Source organism: Halobacteriovorax sp. CON-3, from assembly GCF_043196995.1.
Classification (GTDB): domain Bacteria; phylum Bdellovibrionota; class Bacteriovoracia; order Bacteriovoracales; family Bacteriovoracaceae; genus Halobacteriovorax_A.
In genome coordinates this window covers 98933-113536 of record NZ_JBEBNA010000002.1, presented here as the reverse complement: position 1 = coordinate 113536, position 14604 = coordinate 98933, and the positions used below count along the sequence as shown (strand labels likewise).

The 14604-nt window shown below is 36.4% G+C and carries 15 protein-coding genes; 6 read left to right on the top strand and 9 right to left on the bottom strand.

Features of this window, described 5'->3' with window-relative positions; translation table 11 throughout:
* Positions 1-21 precede the first annotated feature (21 nt).
* From ABMA72_RS11160 to ABMA72_RS11145, 4 genes are all read right to left on the bottom strand, one after another.
* A complete protein-coding gene (locus ABMA72_RS11160) occupies positions 22-489 on the bottom strand; it encodes a chemotaxis protein CheW (protein ID WP_392858218.1) in 468 nt (155 codons plus the stop codon).
* A 32-nt stretch (positions 490-521) separates the two neighbouring features.
* Positions 522-2543 (bottom strand): chemotaxis protein CheA, encoded by a 2022-nt coding sequence (locus ABMA72_RS11155; RefSeq protein WP_393057157.1) that lies wholly within the window; start codon positions 2541-2543, stop codon positions 522-524.
* 148 nt (positions 2544-2691) lie between these two features.
* On the bottom strand, positions 2692-3528 hold the full coding sequence (locus ABMA72_RS11150; protein WP_392858214.1) for a chemotaxis protein CheX: 837 nt from the start codon (positions 3526-3528) through the stop codon (positions 2692-2694).
* Between the two features lie 12 nt (positions 3529-3540).
* Positions 3541-3954, bottom strand: coding sequence for a response regulator (locus tag ABMA72_RS11145; protein WP_103217672.1), 414 nt, complete (start codon positions 3952-3954; stop codon positions 3541-3543).
* A 378-nt stretch (positions 3955-4332) separates the two neighbouring features.
* Here ABMA72_RS11145 and ABMA72_RS11140 point away from each other — a divergent pair, with 378 nt between their 5' ends.
* Complete coding sequence (locus tag ABMA72_RS11140) at positions 4333-6336, top strand: hypothetical protein (protein ID WP_393057155.1); 2004 nt, start codon at positions 4333-4335, stop codon at positions 6334-6336.
* 37 nt (positions 6337-6373) lie between these two features.
* Here the strand turns inward: ABMA72_RS11140 and ABMA72_RS11135 are convergent, their stop codons facing one another.
* The 4 genes from ABMA72_RS11135 to ABMA72_RS11120 form a co-directional block, all read right to left on the bottom strand.
* A complete protein-coding gene (locus tag ABMA72_RS11135; protein ID WP_392858210.1) occupies positions 6374-7405 on the bottom strand; it encodes a pseudouridine synthase in 1032 nt (343 codons plus the stop codon).
* Positions 7406-7510: 105 nt separating this feature from the next.
* Positions 7511-9034: an SMC-Scp complex subunit ScpB gene (gene scpB, locus ABMA72_RS11130; protein WP_393057153.1), complete on the bottom strand. Its 1524-nt coding sequence runs from the start codon at positions 9032-9034 to the stop codon at positions 7511-7513.
* A gap of 24 nt (positions 9035-9058) precedes the next feature.
* Positions 9059-9964, bottom strand: coding sequence for a segregation and condensation protein A (locus ABMA72_RS11125; RefSeq protein WP_392858206.1), 906 nt, complete (start codon positions 9962-9964; stop codon positions 9059-9061).
* Positions 9965-9997: 33 nt separating this feature from the next.
* The gene (locus ABMA72_RS11120; RefSeq protein WP_392858205.1) at positions 9998-10657 is read right to left on the bottom strand and encodes a site-2 protease family protein; all 660 of its coding nucleotides are present in this window, start codon (positions 10655-10657) and stop codon (positions 9998-10000) included.
* Between the two features lie 138 nt (positions 10658-10795).
* Between ABMA72_RS11120 and ABMA72_RS11115 the strand changes: the two genes are divergently transcribed.
* The 5 genes from ABMA72_RS11115 to ABMA72_RS11095 all read left to right on the top strand — a co-directional run bounded on the left by ABMA72_RS11115 (position 10796) and on the right by ABMA72_RS11095 (position 13669).
* Complete coding sequence (locus tag ABMA72_RS11115; protein ID WP_392858203.1) at positions 10796-11206, top strand: NUDIX domain-containing protein; 411 nt, start codon at positions 10796-10798, stop codon at positions 11204-11206.
* Entirely contained in the window at positions 11194-12150 is a 957-nt protein-coding gene (locus ABMA72_RS11110) for a hypothetical protein (RefSeq protein ID WP_392858201.1), read from the top strand. The genes ABMA72_RS11115 and ABMA72_RS11110 overlap by 13 nt, the downstream gene beginning before the upstream one ends.
* The gene (locus tag ABMA72_RS11105; RefSeq protein WP_392858199.1) at positions 12147-13118 is read left to right on the top strand and encodes a hypothetical protein; all 972 of its coding nucleotides are present in this window, start codon (positions 12147-12149) and stop codon (positions 13116-13118) included. Before ABMA72_RS11110 ends, ABMA72_RS11105 begins: the two co-directional genes overlap by 4 nt.
* A gap of 135 nt (positions 13119-13253) precedes the next feature.
* Positions 13254-13466, top strand: coding sequence for a hypothetical protein (locus ABMA72_RS11100; protein WP_392858197.1), 213 nt, complete (start codon positions 13254-13256; stop codon positions 13464-13466).
* An 8-nt stretch (positions 13467-13474) separates the two neighbouring features.
* Positions 13475-13669, top strand: coding sequence for a hypothetical protein (locus ABMA72_RS11095; RefSeq protein WP_393057151.1), 195 nt, complete (start codon positions 13475-13477; stop codon positions 13667-13669).
* On the opposite strand, the gene ABMA72_RS11090 is transcribed toward ABMA72_RS11095, so the two are convergent.
* Positions 13666-14565 carry a hypothetical protein gene (locus ABMA72_RS11090; protein ID WP_393057149.1) on the bottom strand — a complete coding sequence of 300 codons (900 nt, stop codon included), beginning with the start codon at positions 14563-14565 and terminating at the stop codon, positions 13666-13668. The two genes, ABMA72_RS11095 and ABMA72_RS11090, sit on opposite strands and share 4 nt — an antisense overlap.
* Positions 14566-14604: the final 39 nt, after the last annotated feature.

Genomic DNA, 14604 nt, shown 5'->3' with positions numbered 1-14604 from the left:
TGCTATAGGCACCATTCTCTACTAAGCAGCTTTCTTTACAAGGCCATTAATTTCATCGATGTTTAAAATTGACTCAAGATCAACTAATTGAATTAATGCTTCGTTATTGCGATATACTCTATTCAGTCGATCACGTTTCTTCGTTTCTACTGAAGCTACTTCTTGAATTTGTTCTTCATCTACTGAAAGAACCTTACAAATATTATCCACAACAATTCCTAAGCAAAGCTGTCCAAATTCCACAATAATAACTGCTTCTTCATTTGATTCAGCTGGCTTAACACCTAAACGAGTACGTAGATCAATAATTGAAATAACCTGTCCACGTAGGTTCATGATCCCTACATAATAAGTTGGACTAAAAGGTACATTAGTTGTTTCAGGAACAGAGATTAGCTCTCTAACTTGCAGAAGTGGAATTGCATAGTGCTCATCTCCAAGTTTAAACTCTAGGTATCTTTTTGTTACATCAGTTGTTTCATTTTCCATATTATCCCCACATATCAAGTTATATATTTTAATTATGCCGCGTTACTTACTGGTCTTTGGCCTTTCGTTTTACTTACTTTATTAACAACAAGTTCTTTTAAATCTAAGATTAGAGCTGGTCGTCCATTTCCAAGAATCGAACTTCCCATAAAACCTTGAGTATTCTTAATATCATTCCCAAGACTCTTGATAACAACTTGCTGACGTCTAAGAACATCATCGACTACGATTGCAAAATCCATATCTTCAGTTCTTACAACAAGAGCAATCTCATTTACCGAAGGCTCTTTAACATTATGTTTTAAAAGTTTACTTAGCCTAAATGCAGGTAGGACTTGTCCTCTTAGAACAATACAGCCACCAACATTATTTACTTTCTTATAATTTTCTTCTGTAACAGAAACTGTTTCGTGAACTAGATTCAGTGGGACGACATAGTTTTCGTCACTAACTCTTGTCACCATTCCTTCGATAATTGCCATTGTCAGAGGAAGCTTAATTCTAAAGGCAGAACCTGAGCCTACTTCAGATTTAACTTCAACGGCCCCTGAAATATCTTGGATATTCTTTTTAACAACATCCATACCAACTCCACGGCCTGAAATTTCACTTACCGCTTCTTTTGTTGAAAAACCTGGTGCAAAAATTAAGTTAATCGCATCTTGATCACTTAATTTGTCAGCATTCTTAATAACGCCCTTTTCAATGGCCTTATTCTTTATAATATCAGGATCGATTCCCTTACCATCATCTACAACTTCAATAACAAGGCTATTCCCTTCGTGATATGCCTTAATTTGAATCTCTCCAGCATCGGACTTTCCAACAGCTTTTCGATCCTCAACACTCTTTTCAAGCCCGTGGTCAACAGCATTTCTTACGATGTGTACTAAAGGATCTGAAAGTTGCTCAAGAATATTCTTATCAACTTCTGTCTCCTCTCCAACAATAGTAAGATTAACTTTCTTACCAAGTGCTTTTGAAGTATCTCTTACAATTCTTTGAAGTTTTGAAAATGTCGTCTTAAGCGGAACCATTCTCATCTTCATTGAAATATCTTGAATTTCTTTGGTAATCTTTGATAAGTGACTAACACTTTTTCTAACATGCTCATCAGCTACGAGATCATTACATTCACTAAGTACAGTTTGTAGAATAACAAGCTCTCCAACATAGTTATTAAGCTTTTCAACACGACTGATACCAATACGAATCGTCTCTTCTGGTTTTGCTGGCTTCTTTGGTGCAGCAGCAACAGCAGGCTTCTTTTCTTCTTTTTTTGCAGCAGTTTCTAAACTTACAACATTATCTGCCACAGGAGCTTCTTTTGGAGAAGCCGACTCATTCATAAGTGCATCGAGATCATTTGGTCCACTTGCAACAGCGGCCACTTCAACAGGCTTCACTTCTTCTGTTGAATCAAAAGACTCTCCATATAACATACGATCGAGGTCACTGATATCTGATTCACTTGGGCGTGATTCAGCAACGACTTCCTCTTCAAAACTTACAGATTCCTCATTATCGAGGATACCTTGTAATTCCTGGTCTTCGAAATCGTCGTGCTCTTCTTCGTCTTGTTCTTCTTGTTCTTCTTCGTGTGCACTAGCTTCAAACTCTGCTTCATCAGGAATATTTGAGATTCTAAGATCATCATGCTCAACATCAGCACTAGAGACATCTTTAATTAACTGGATAATATCGTCTGAATTAAACTTAGCATCAATATCATCTCTAAGAGCAGAGATCATATTATTTAAATGGTCAGAACACTTGAGGAAAACATCAATAACATCAGCACAAATATCAACCTCACCCTTCTTAACCTTTAGGATGAGTTCCTCCATCTCGTGAGTAAACTCTGCAACATCACTGAACTCAACTGCTCTTGATGTTCCCTTTAGGTTGTGAGCGAGTCGAAAAATTTTATCAATATGCTCATCTGTATTATCGACACCAGATTCTAATTCTAGGAAAGATTCTTCACAGTCTTCAAGAAGCTGTACTGCTTCTTCAAGGAAATCCATCTTTAATTCTAATTCAAACTCATCCATAATCACATCTTGTCTTTTGTGTTAATATCTCTTCATTATTCGGACAATATTTTTATTTAATTAATGTTTTTAGAGGCTTACTGTAAATTTCTATAAATAATCTTAGTTTCATGACATTGATCATGTTCGCTTTTTTACAAGTCCTTAATTATTCGTTTGCCCCTAGTAGAATGTAGATATAAAAAGAGCCCATTTTTGTCGCAAGTGGAATCATAAGAGACTCATATTTACCTAAATCAATCTCAGAAAAGTTCTCTCTAAGTAAAACCGATGGAATTGCTCGATCAATAACAATCCCTCTATTTTGATTCAAATTGGCCTTTGCTTGTCCTAAGGTAATATTTGTAAACTCTGCAATAGCATCCTTCACATCGTCGTTAAGCTCAGTATAGTCTTCACCAAAAATTTGGTTATAAATATTGATGAAAACAATATCTGGGAAACAAATAAGAAGCCTTCCATTAAATTGCTCATTTTGAACATCAATGGAACCAATCAACCCAATTTCATAGCTTTCAAAATCTTTTGCTTTGGAAACTTTTCCTGGCAATACTTTTAAATTTGCCTGAACACCAAAAGTATCAATTGCCGCTTGAATAAAAGGGTTTACAAAGTTTACGTCTAACTCAATTCTTTTCTTTTTAAGATTTAGCTCTTGTAGTCTTTTTGAGATCGAATCAGTAAAGTTGAAACGTTCATCAACATAATCACTCTTGAGTTCTCTAATAAGTTTAGAGCGTGCATTAATTGTATATATTAAAATTGACTTCTCTTCAGCTGACTTGAATAACCTAAAAATTTCGTTATAAATTTTTGGAGAAACATACTCAACGCTCTTAAAATCTAAAATTATTAACTTATCTTTCTCATCCTCTAATATCGCATCAAAGATCATCGACAATGACTTGACACAGTCTTGATCGATATCGCCCGAGAAGGCCAAAACTGAGAAGTGAGATTTTGTAATTCTCTCTACCATACCCATGAAAGCCTCCTATTAACCTTGTGGAAACCTTTTCTTCATGGCCAGGGCCAACCTCTTCTTAAAAGATGCTTGATCAAATGGCTTAATTACATAGCCGTCAACATCACTAGCAATCGCCTCTTGAATTTGAGCAACATCTTGTTCGGCAGTTACCATAACGAATGGCATTTCTTTAAAATTCTCACTACCTCTAATAGTTTTTAAAAGATCTAGTCCTGTAGCATTTGGCATACTCCAGTCAGAAATAATAAATGATATCTCGTTTGGTCCACCTTTATTCTCTACAATCTTTTTAAGAGCATCTTTTCCATCAACGGCCTCAACAAATCTATCGGCCCCTAAATCACGCAGTAACTTTTTAACGATCTTTCTCATTGTGCTCATGTCATCCACAATTAAAAAAGAAAACTTTTTAAGATCTTCCATATACTCTTTCTCCTACTCAATAATCTTCAACTAATATATCACCAGGAAATTTTGCCAAATAGCGACCTTATTTTTCCCCGCAAATAAAAAAAGTTTTGATTCTCTATTTAAACTTAATATATCTAGTTAGTTATCGGCGCTTGTGATTTTTTTTTTACGCTCATTTGTGTCAAAGCTTATATTTTCCCCAAAGAAAATCTATTGGATTGAAGGCCAATAATATTCAATACTTGCCAATTAAGTGCCACATAAATTAAACGCTTTAAGAAAATTCTCAACAAAGTAGGTAGTCCATCAAAAATGTTTACACTTTGTTCATACTTATAAGTATTACATTCAACGACTTTTCAAATATTTATTATGATATTAGTCATAGACATGAGTAGGTTAAAAACACTGACAATTATCCTAATTACGTCGATGAGCTTTGCAGCGAAGCAGCCGCAGACCAGTAACGTCCCCGCTCCTGAAGAAGTCATTCAAGACAGCTCACCAGGTGTATATTCGAAATTTAAGTATTTTCTTAGAGATCACCTTTCAAAAGAGAATATTAATCGTAAGTTGATTGATGCTTTCAATAGTTTGAAGATCAGTCTCGATGTGGATATTTTCAAAATCAATATCGCAGACGGACTCTCTCTTAGAGGTAAGTACGAATACGAAGTAGAAAAGTCCTATATTCAAGGAAACTATACTCGTCGCGATCAATTCAATTTCAGAATTCATCACGACACGAAGAATGCATTCTTTCCAGAACTGCAGACACCTTTCTTTCTTAAGCTTGATCGTAATAACGAAGTTGTCATTTCAAGACAATTTGAGAAGAAAACTGATGCGATGAAGGCCCTACCTTTTAATGTGGCAAAAATCCCAATTCGCTCAAAATATGTCGATGAACTAAATCCAGGAGACTTTATCTCCATACCGGCCTCAATGGCATTAACAACAGGGTTTAGCTACAATAATACAATTCCTCTACTAAATACTGGCCTGTCAGGTTTTTACACCATGGCCGGAGACTTTCTCATTCAGGTATATAAGCTCGAAGATCAGAAAGTAAGAGTTAAGATTATCGCACAAAAGAAGAAAACTTCAGGACTAAGCTTTAAGAGTCGATTTGCCATCGAACTTGTTAGCTTTGAAATCTTAGGACAAGAAGTTGATTATGAGTATAAACTCGACTGGTTTAAACTCGATGCTTCCCGCACAAAAGGTAATATCATTCTTGCCGACTATGTCTTTAATCTAAAAGATGACGAGGTTAGAAAGGTTTACGATAGATTATTTAATAATGTCTTTAAATTTAAAGAGGCCAAACTCTTTGCTGAATCATTAAACTCAGATCTACTTGATAAGTACTATGTCGTTAACCTTGAAGATGTTGACCGTATTGCCAGAGTTGACGAATGCCAAGAAAGCCCAAGGGTAGAAAGAGTCTTTAAAGGACACAATAGATACAAATCAAAATCGTCAGGAATTCAGCTTAATCTTGATATTTTAAAATTAAGTGCAAAGAGCCACTATGTTAACAATCGATTTAATTTTGAACGACTCGATGGTTCCACGGTAGCTTTCTACTACCCTAACTATACGAAGACTAAAGAGTCTAAGATTTCCATTGAGATTTTTGATACTAAGGAAAAAGAGATCCTCTCTTATTTCGGGCTAACTTCTTCGCATAGTGATCATAAATTTTTAAATGTTGGAATGAACTTTAATCGCATCGATAATGAATTTAGAAGACTAGAGCAAAGAAGATACTTGAGAATTCTAAAGGGTATCCTACCTTCTCTTATTCGCGATGAAGTCATTGCTCGTATTCCAAAAGAAAAACGTTACGTAAACTTCAATTCAAGAGTTACGATGATATTGAAAAAAGAAGCATTCTCTTATCTGAACAAGATCCCATTTGAAGAGTTCCGCTATCGCCTAGCAGAGCACCTCAGAGGAAAGAGAGTTATTCGCTCAACAAGTCATGATAAGGACTCTAGGCTTCATCCATTTGATGTACCAGAGGACGAGTATCAAAGGAAGACAAAGAAACTTGCAAAGTACTTCTATGACATCATTCATAGTGACATGCCATATAATGAGAAGGTCGATAAGTTCACATCTAAACTAAGAAGAATGAATAATGAACAATATATTATGCAACTTCTAGTGGAACTTCTTCCTAAAGATGATATTGAGAAATATCTCTACCTCGATGTCTATATTGTTGATGACTCTGAGACACTTGTGGACTTAAGAATCGGAACAAATAACTACCAAGAAATCTATAATCAACTTGAGTACTTGAACCGCTATATTAGAGGAACAGGTGAAGATCTAAGAATTGATGATCGAGTTGATCGTATTGAAGATATTCAAGAATTAAATTAAGAGTACCAAATAAAAAAGCCGCTTAAAGCGGCTTTTTTTATTTAACAAATTCGACGTGAGTATGTTTTTGTTGATTTTCTTTTTTAGCAAGACGAGCCTTTTTCTTATTTTGTCTCTTCTTGAATGCTGCTTCCTTCTCTTCGTAAGCCTGTCTTCTAATCTCTTTCTCTTTTGCCTTCTTAGTTTCAGCAATTTCTTTAATCGATTTGAAGTAAGTCTCTCTTCTAAACTTAGTAAAGGCCTTATCATCGGCTGCTGTACAACCTTGGTGACCTTTCTTCTTTAAGTTTACAGACTTTTTACTTGAGATATACTCAACAGCATCTCTCGTCTTATTTCCTGCCATATCAATTCCAATAGCATTTAATAAGTTCTTTCTATTAACAAGGCGGTATGAGCCAGGAGCAATCCCCTCAACAGTTAGTCCACCAATAGCAACACGCTTTAGCTTATCAACAGTAAGACCAGCACCTTCACACATACGACGAATTTCACGGTTCTTACCTTCATTGATTCTAAACTCTAGCCAAGTTTTTGTTTCTAGCTGCTTAATAACACGAACAGCTTGTGGCTTTGTCATTACGCCATCAATATAAACACCTGCTCTTAATTTCTTAAGTAGGAATTCATTGATCGCACCAAAAACTTTTACCTCGTACACCTTAGTAATTTCAGAGCTTGGGTGAATAACAAGATTTGCGAAATCTCCGTCATTCGTCATTAGCAGAAGACCTTCTGAAAGGTAATCAAGACGGCCAACTGGATAGATTCTCTCACTGATCTCTTTACAAAGATCAATAACAGTTTCTCTTCCCTCTGGATCATTAACTGTTGTCATAACTCCACGAGGTTTATTCATAATCATGTAGATTTTTTCTACTGAACCAAGGTCGGCGGCCTTACCGTCAACTTCAACAGCATCAATAGATGGATCAACCTTAGTTCCTAGTTCACGAATAGCAATACCATTAACCTTTACACGTCCTTGAACGATTAGGTCTTCGGCCTTACGACGTGAAGTGATCCCACAATCTGCAATAAATTTTTGTAAACGTACTAATTTAGACATTTGACTCTCCTATCTGCCATCACGGCGGTTAAAAGCTATAAAGAAAAAGCTTACGTCTAAATAGAACTAAACGTAAGCTTTTACAAGTATTTAAGTAATTATTTCTTATTCAATATGAGACTCAGAATCCCCTAAGTCCTTGTTATTTAAGAAATCAAGGTCAAGATCTAGGTCTTTGGCCCCATTAATTAAATTTTGAGTTGTTTCATTGATACTGTCATCAAGGTCAACATCCATCTCATCTTGAGGAAGAGCTGAGTCTCCACCAAATAATTTAGCAAAAGCATCATCAAGTGCCTGTGCTAGATGATCGGCCTCTTCATCAGACTTAGACTCATCAATAATTGCAATTTCTTCAACTTCTTCTGCAGCAGCTTCAATGTCCGCTTCATCATTTTCTTCGTTGATTACAATTTCTTGAGCTTCTGTATTCTCAGAAGAAAGAATAGCGTCCGCAACTTCTTCAAGTGCTTCCTCTACTGTCATATCTTTAATAACTTCACCTGAATCAAGATCGATCATTTCAAAATCATCTTCCTCTTCTTCAGGGATATTAAATGGACCTTTTGTTAGATCAGCAATAACCTCAGGGCAAGTGATCGCAGTAAAGACTTCCGATTCTGCAGACTCTTTATTTGCACCAGTAACAAGAGAGTTATCTAGGTGTTGTTCAAGGAGATCAAAAGCAGTTAAAACAGGTGCTGCTGCTTCTTCGCCTTCAGCTGTTTTAGCAGACTTACGTCTTCTTTCTTGAACCTTAAGAGATTTAGTAAATGCTGTCTCTGAATCAATTGATTTAATCGACATTGCGATATTATCAAGTTCTTCAATTTCATCTTGATCAAAACGTGATGCTAGATCAGCGTTTACAAGAGTCTTAATATCTTCAATTTTCCCTACACCTTGAGTAGCAATTTCAGCTAGCTCATGCTCTGGTGGTAATTGGTCAATATTTGCAAGGTTAAATACTTCTAAGAACTCAGGAGTTGTCCCATAAAGAACCGGGCGTCCAACTTCTTCAGAACGGCCAATAACTTTAACAAGTCTCTTATCCATTAGACCACGAACAATGTGAGAACTATCAACCCCACGAATTTTTTCAACATCAATTTTTGAAACCGGCTGCTTATAAGCAATGATTGCTAGTACTTCAAGAGCTGTTGGAGAAAGTACTAATTCATTAATCTTAAATAGGTCTTGAACATATTTAGAGAATGTTGCCTTCGTTCTAAACTGGTAACCGTTTGCAACTTCTTGTAGACGAATTCCGTGGTGCTTTAATTCGTACTCATCTTGAAGACGAGTAATTGCCTCGTGAACAACACGTAGAGGGATATCTTCATCAATTAATGACTTAATCTTCATTAATGGTACAGGCTTATCACTCATGAATACAATCGTTTCAATTGCTCCACAGATTGTTTCTTCATTAAGTCCAGTTCTAGCTTTCCAAAGCTTATCTTCTTGCATCTTCTCATCGGCAAAGTCAGATTCGAGCTTTAAGTACTCCTCTGGAAACTCTAGGTCTTCATCAGTTGGCATAAGGGCCATTTCTAACTCTTCCACCATCTCTTCATCTGTTGATAGAAACTCTAGATTTGCTTCAGTAACTGTTGTGTTCTCTTCCATTTGTGTGCTCTCTCTAAGTAGCGATTAGTGCGCTACTTGTTCCATATTTTCTAATTCTTGTGTATCGATCTTATCTTTTGATTCATTCTCGTCTTCAAAACCATCGGCCTGAGTTACGTCGAAGTCATCAAGTGTTTTAACGACATCAACATAAACTTGCCCAAAGCTCTCATTTTGGAAAACCTGAACACGCTTAAGCCTTGCTAGCTCAAGAAGTGAGATAAAAGTAATAACAACGTTATCAATTGTATTCTTACCATCTGCAGACATCTTTGCAGTATCTTCACCTGTTGTCGTTGCCATACGGCTATTACTATCGTTTTCAAGTAGTTCTTCTAAATTCGTTTTCTGTCCTACTTGTAGATATGTCTTTAAGAACTCTAATTTCTCTTTAATCGATAAACGGTCACGCTTAATAACCGTGTACTTACGATTTTGACGGAATATGAAGTCAATCATTGTATCCGTTAACTTCTCTAACTGCATCGGTGTAAGAATTGAATTAACAATTTCCTTGCGATTTACCTTTGGTTTAACAAAGATATCTTTGCCCGTTTGAGGAAGTTCTAAAAGCTTTTGTCCCATCTTCTGGTAGAGTGCTAACTCTTCAAGACGGCGAACAAGCTCTGCATGAGAAGTGATATTTAAAGAGCCTTCTGCACCTAGTTGGTTTTGTAGCTTTGCCTGCTCTTCTTCTGTAACTGCATTTTTTGACTTTAGAAGAACTAATGTAGCAGCAAGGAATAGATAGTCACCCGCAATATCAAAGTTAAGCTCTTTCATATTCGCAAGATAGTCTAAGTACTGCTTAGTAATTTTCGTAAGGTCTAATTCCTTAATCGACATTTGCTCTTTTTGAATAAGAAGCAAAAGCAGTGAAAGTGGACCATCAAATGTATCCGTTTTAACCTTAATCGTTGTGTCTAACATGTGTTAATTCCCTCAAATCCCTCAATTAACAAATTAAGAGAGAATACCTGCAAAAGTATTCATTAATACCATTCCTAAGCTCATAACCGGTCTGATCATGTAACCGAAGATTGGTGTAAACCAAAGAATTAGAATAAAAATAAAACTAAATCTTTGAAGCTCTTCATATTTTCGTGCTGAGTTGTAATCTAAATAAGCTGCAACCATTTTCGATCCATCAAGTGGAGGAAACGGAATTAAGTTAAAGACCGCCAGTAGGATATTAATAAATACCGAGTACTGAAGCATATCCATAAATTGCGTCTTTAATGAGAACGTCGATGGAACATAGGCATAGACCATTCCAAAGAATAGCGCTGATAAAACCATAAGAATCAGGTTTGCACCTGGGCCTGCAAAGCTTACCCAAAAAATACCTGACTTCATATTCTTAAAGCGACGAACATCAACAGGGACAGGCTTGGCCCAACCAAAAGGAACACCACCAAGCATGATACCGACCATAGGAAAGATAACTGTTCCCACAAGATCAACGTGTGGAATTGGGTTAAGGGTTAGTCGACCTATTCTCTCGGCCGTATCATCACCATATCTTCTGGCCATCCAAGCGTGACCAAACTCGTGAAATGAGATAGCTAAAAGAAAGCCCGGTAGGGCCAAAGTTAATGTATTGATAATTCGCATTAAATCCATCGCAATAATCTACCAAAAACCACGGGAATCGACAAAAATTTGCGATGCAAAATGAACGGAATGTAAGACAAATTAAAGAAATTAACCTCCAAATTTGCCCAAGGCATTGAAATTAAATTTTTTTGCTATAATAAACCTATGAATACGCGTCATAAAAAGGTTCAAGTTGTCACCATGCACAACGATTTAAGAGCAATCCTTCTATTAGAAATGAAGGCGGATCGTGGTTTTGGCTGGCAGAATGTAACAGGATCTGTTGACCCTGGAGAAGATATTTTTGATGCGGCCAAGCGCGAACTACTTGAAGAAACTTCAATTAATGAAGCTGAGATTGTCGAAATTGATCAAAAATTTGAGTTTCATGACCGTTGGAATAAGGATGTGACAGAGTATTGTTTTCTTGCAAGAACGAATCAAAAAGAGATCACAATCTCCCCTCAAGAGCACCAAGGATTTAAGTGGGTGCCACTTGATCAAGTAACAAAGAAAGACTTTAAATACGAAAGTAACTTCATCGCATTTCAAAAGGCTCTTGAATGTCTAGACTAATTACTCTTACTATCATTGGCCTTTTATCTCAGAAGCTTTGTTTTGCTCAAGCCTCTTCAGATAAGCTATTTGAGGATCTTAGAAGAATCAGCAAGAAAGAAGAAAAAGTTAAAACAAAGGCAAAGCCACGTTTTAAGTATATAAAAAATAACCTCAGGGCCAAGACTTTTCGAAGTGTAATTCTAGCAAACTCTTTAATCGAATCACTTGATGGCAAGAGCTATTACCGTATTCAGAAGAATACAATTATTCGTACAAAAGAAGTCTCTCCTGGCTCACGCTACTTCTTCATCTTACCTAGTGACGGTAGTGAAGATAATGTGAAGTACGTTACATTAAGTACAAACCTTGATCACCTTGAAACGATTTTAACTTTTAATAATGAGAAGTTCACACCTTTTGACCAAACAAAGTTTAAGGCCATCGAATACGATAAAAAACAAATCCATACTTACACACAGCTTAGAGCAGGACTAGGCAGCTCTACTCCAAACTTTTTTTTAGATAATATATCTTTATCAAGTACAACTATTGCTGCAGAAGCAGGAGTCGAGACTTTCGAAAATATTCCAGTATTTCTTAGCGCTGAATATCTTGCTCAAAATAGTGGCCAAGAAGTTCAATTCACATCTTTTTCTGTTGGCCTAAGAACAGAGTATCGCTATTACATTAATGAAAAATCATTTCTTGCGGCCGGCCTAAGTGCGCAAAGATCACTTTATACATCAGCTACGATAAATGATTTAAAAGTTGGCTATACAATTGATTCCTTTGGCCTCAATGTTAATTACAACTACGCCAAGTACTTCATTGGCCTAGATCTTAAAAAGCAAAATTATGCATTTGATTCAAATGTAAATTTCCCAGCAGCAAATCTTACCAATGACAATTCAGCAACTGCCATTAGTATCAATATTGGGAAAGAATTTGAGGTTTCAATATGATCAGAAAGCTATTATTTATAATGCTTTTAACAACATCGGTTTTTGCCACCGATGGAATTATTCGTGTTCATGAGGCCCCAGTCATAAGTAAGCCAAATGAAGATGGCATCATACTTATGAAGCTAAGAAAAGGGACAAAGCTCTACTTACATCCAAACTATTTAAATGAAGAAGCCTACTACGTCACACTGACAAGAGATGGGCGAAAGGCCTATATTCGAAAAGATTTCATTAAGCTTATTTTAAATAATGAGTCAGAAGATTTAGGTCATACGATCTATGTAAAAAATGATCCGACTGATTATGTTATCGCAGAGCCGCTCCCTGATGAATATCCCCTAAAAGGACGCCCACTTAATCGTGCTCAATTTGATCTTATCTTCAAAAAGGGAGTTTCTTCTCGCTACGCTTATAACTCAGAAATTCAACAAGAAAGTACTGGGTTTGAAGGAAGCCTTAACATTAAGTACTTAAGTCCAGCTACTTTTGATGATGGAAACCGTCTCTACTACGGCTTCTTTGGCGGTATCACAACGGGACAAGCGGAGTACCGATTAAGTGGAGATATTTTTACAACAGAAAGTAATATTCACTATACTTTTGGGCCTGTCGTTTCTTACACATTTCACAAAAGACAATATTTTGAAATTGAATCAATGCTACAAGTTGGGCTTAATTACCAAAGACGTTTTGTGAACCAAGACGATCAAACCAATAGCTTAGCAGAGGAAAAACTTTTTAGTGGCCTCTTCTTTAATATAAGACTTTCAGTCAACCTATCCCATAAGAAGATTTTTGACTCCCCTTCTTTCTACCTCTATCACGGGCCAGTTATCGACATCCGTCTTCCATCAACACTTGAGTCAGATGGTCAATTTGTAAATTCTCAATTATGGCCAGACAATCAAATTTCAACAAATCTTGAAGGAACGTTTGGTTACAACGTTGGATTCACCTATCGTTACTAGTATCTTGGGCCTATCGGCAAAGATTTCCGTTCATAAATAATGCTCATAATTTTTTAAAAGAAAAAATTAAAGGGACGATAAAGTTAGTGTCATTGTTTTAGCAAGGACTGCAAAACTATTTCAGGAGGAAGGTTTATGACAATTCAACACAAAGGTACAGAAGTTCTTTTTCAAAAACTAGGTAACAACTGGTTTATCTTTGCAGAAATCAACAACGAAGTAATTTATTCAACAATGCCAGAAGGCATGGATCCATATTCAACAAAATTAGAATTATATGAAGTCATTGAAGAACATATGAAAAGAGTTTCTACAATGAAAAAAGGTGTAGCTGAAGCGGCTGCTTAGGAAATCTCATGGGTGTAAAAAAATATACACACTTATATAAAGGTGCTGACTCACGTGAAAACGCAGCACCTACTACCTCTCAAACTAAAACACAGCAAAAACAAGAGGTAGAGCAACTTCAAAAGCTCATTCAAAAGCGCCTTGAGAACCCTCAAGAAGCTAAAAAAGCAGCACGAATTATCGAGCAAATGCTAAAGGGCTAATTGCGATTAAAGTTGGCAACAGCTTCAATAAGCCCCTTAAGCTCACACTGCTTTAACACCTGGACGACTTCTGTATTCACATTGTAGATCTTACAACTCTCAGCTTCATCCAAAACAAGATTCTGGCCTACAAAACTCTTAGTAAAATTATTATATGACTGACTCTCCATCTTCTTCATTCCCGATATGAGAGCGCGATAAAGTCGTTTATTTGTTTTTCGTACATAGAGATAAACTGGATAGCGATAATAGATAAAGTTCTTCGTATCGATTAAGAGGTTTTCTTTTTGATTAATAATTTCAATGAAGGCTTCCGACACTCCTCTAAGCGTATAATCAGCGCGACTGTCAGATAAGGCCCCATAGATATCATCAAAGGTATCAACTGCAATCAATTTGAATTTATACTTTTCTAGAATTTTATAATCACGCCAATTCTTATTAAATGAAACTCGTTTTTTCTTATACTCTTCAGGAGACTTAATTGCTTCAAATTTTAAACGATCCTTATACTCGTAAACAGGTAAGCGAAGCCCCATAAGGCCTGACAAAATAGGCGCTTCAATTTTTTTGAAACCTGAGAGGTCCCAATTCTCAGATGGAGAATAGATGATATCTCCATTCTTATAGGCACCTGAGTTCACACATTCCTCTTCGTTACCGCAATCAAGTGCCGTCACTTTAAAGTCACCAAAATCATTACGTGAAAGAGTTAGTATCTCTTCTAAGAAATAGCGAAAGTATTGATGGCGAAAATGGCCTTGGAGAATCTTAACTTCGTGCTCTTTATAGATGGGAGCTGGGGCAACTGAAGCTGGCCCTCTTCTCATTGCATCGAAAGCATGAGCCGCTTGTGAAAAGAGAAATATAAGAAATAGGTGCAAAATAAACTTCATACTACAGTTTCTAAAGCTTTTGAGTAAATTAATACTTAA

Bases quoted from the DNA above. Each gene is read 5' to 3' on its own strand.
- ABMA72_RS11115 (WP_392858203.1), top strand. From the start codon at position 10,796: ATGAATACGCGTCATAAAAAGGTTCAAGTTGTCACCATGCACAACGAT.
- ABMA72_RS11110 (WP_392858201.1), top strand. From the start codon at position 11,194: ATGTCTAGACTAATTACTCTTACTATCATTGGCCTTTTATCTCAGAAG.
- ABMA72_RS11140 (WP_393057155.1), top strand. From the start codon at position 4,333: ATGAGTAGGTTAAAAACACTGACAATTATCCTAATTACGTCGATGAGC.
- ABMA72_RS11125 (WP_392858206.1), bottom strand. From the start codon at position 9,964: ATGTTAGACACAACGATTAAGGTTAAAACGGATACATTTGATGGTCCA.
- ABMA72_RS11090 (WP_393057149.1), bottom strand. From the start codon at position 14,565: ATGAAGTTTATTTTGCACCTATTTCTTATATTTCTCTTTTCACAAGCG.
- ABMA72_RS11160 (WP_392858218.1), bottom strand. From the start codon at position 489: ATGGAAAATGAAACAACTGATGTAACAAAAAGATACCTAGAGTTTAAA.
- ABMA72_RS11150 (WP_392858214.1), bottom strand. From the start codon at position 3,528: ATGGGTATGGTAGAGAGAATTACAAAATCTCACTTCTCAGTTTTGGCC.
- scpB (WP_393057153.1), bottom strand. From the start codon at position 9,034: ATGGAAGAGAACACAACAGTTACTGAAGCAAATCTAGAGTTTCTATCA.
- ABMA72_RS11100 (WP_392858197.1), top strand. From the start codon at position 13,254: ATGACAATTCAACACAAAGGTACAGAAGTTCTTTTTCAAAAACTAGGT.
- ABMA72_RS11120 (WP_392858205.1), bottom strand. From the start codon at position 10,657: ATGGATTTAATGCGAATTATCAATACATTAACTTTGGCCCTACCGGGC.
- ABMA72_RS11095 (WP_393057151.1), top strand. From the start codon at position 13,475: ATGGGTGTAAAAAAATATACACACTTATATAAAGGTGCTGACTCACGT.
- ABMA72_RS11135 (WP_392858210.1), bottom strand. From the start codon at position 7,405: ATGTCTAAATTAGTACGTTTACAAAAATTTATTGCAGATTGTGGGATC.
- ABMA72_RS11105 (WP_392858199.1), top strand. From the start codon at position 12,147: ATGATCAGAAAGCTATTATTTATAATGCTTTTAACAACATCGGTTTTT.
- ABMA72_RS11155 (WP_393057157.1), bottom strand. From the start codon at position 2,543: ATGGATGAGTTTGAATTAGAATTAAAGATGGATTTCCTTGAAGAAGCA.
- ABMA72_RS11145 (WP_103217672.1), bottom strand. From the start codon at position 3,954: ATGGAAGATCTTAAAAAGTTTTCTTTTTTAATTGTGGATGACATGAGC.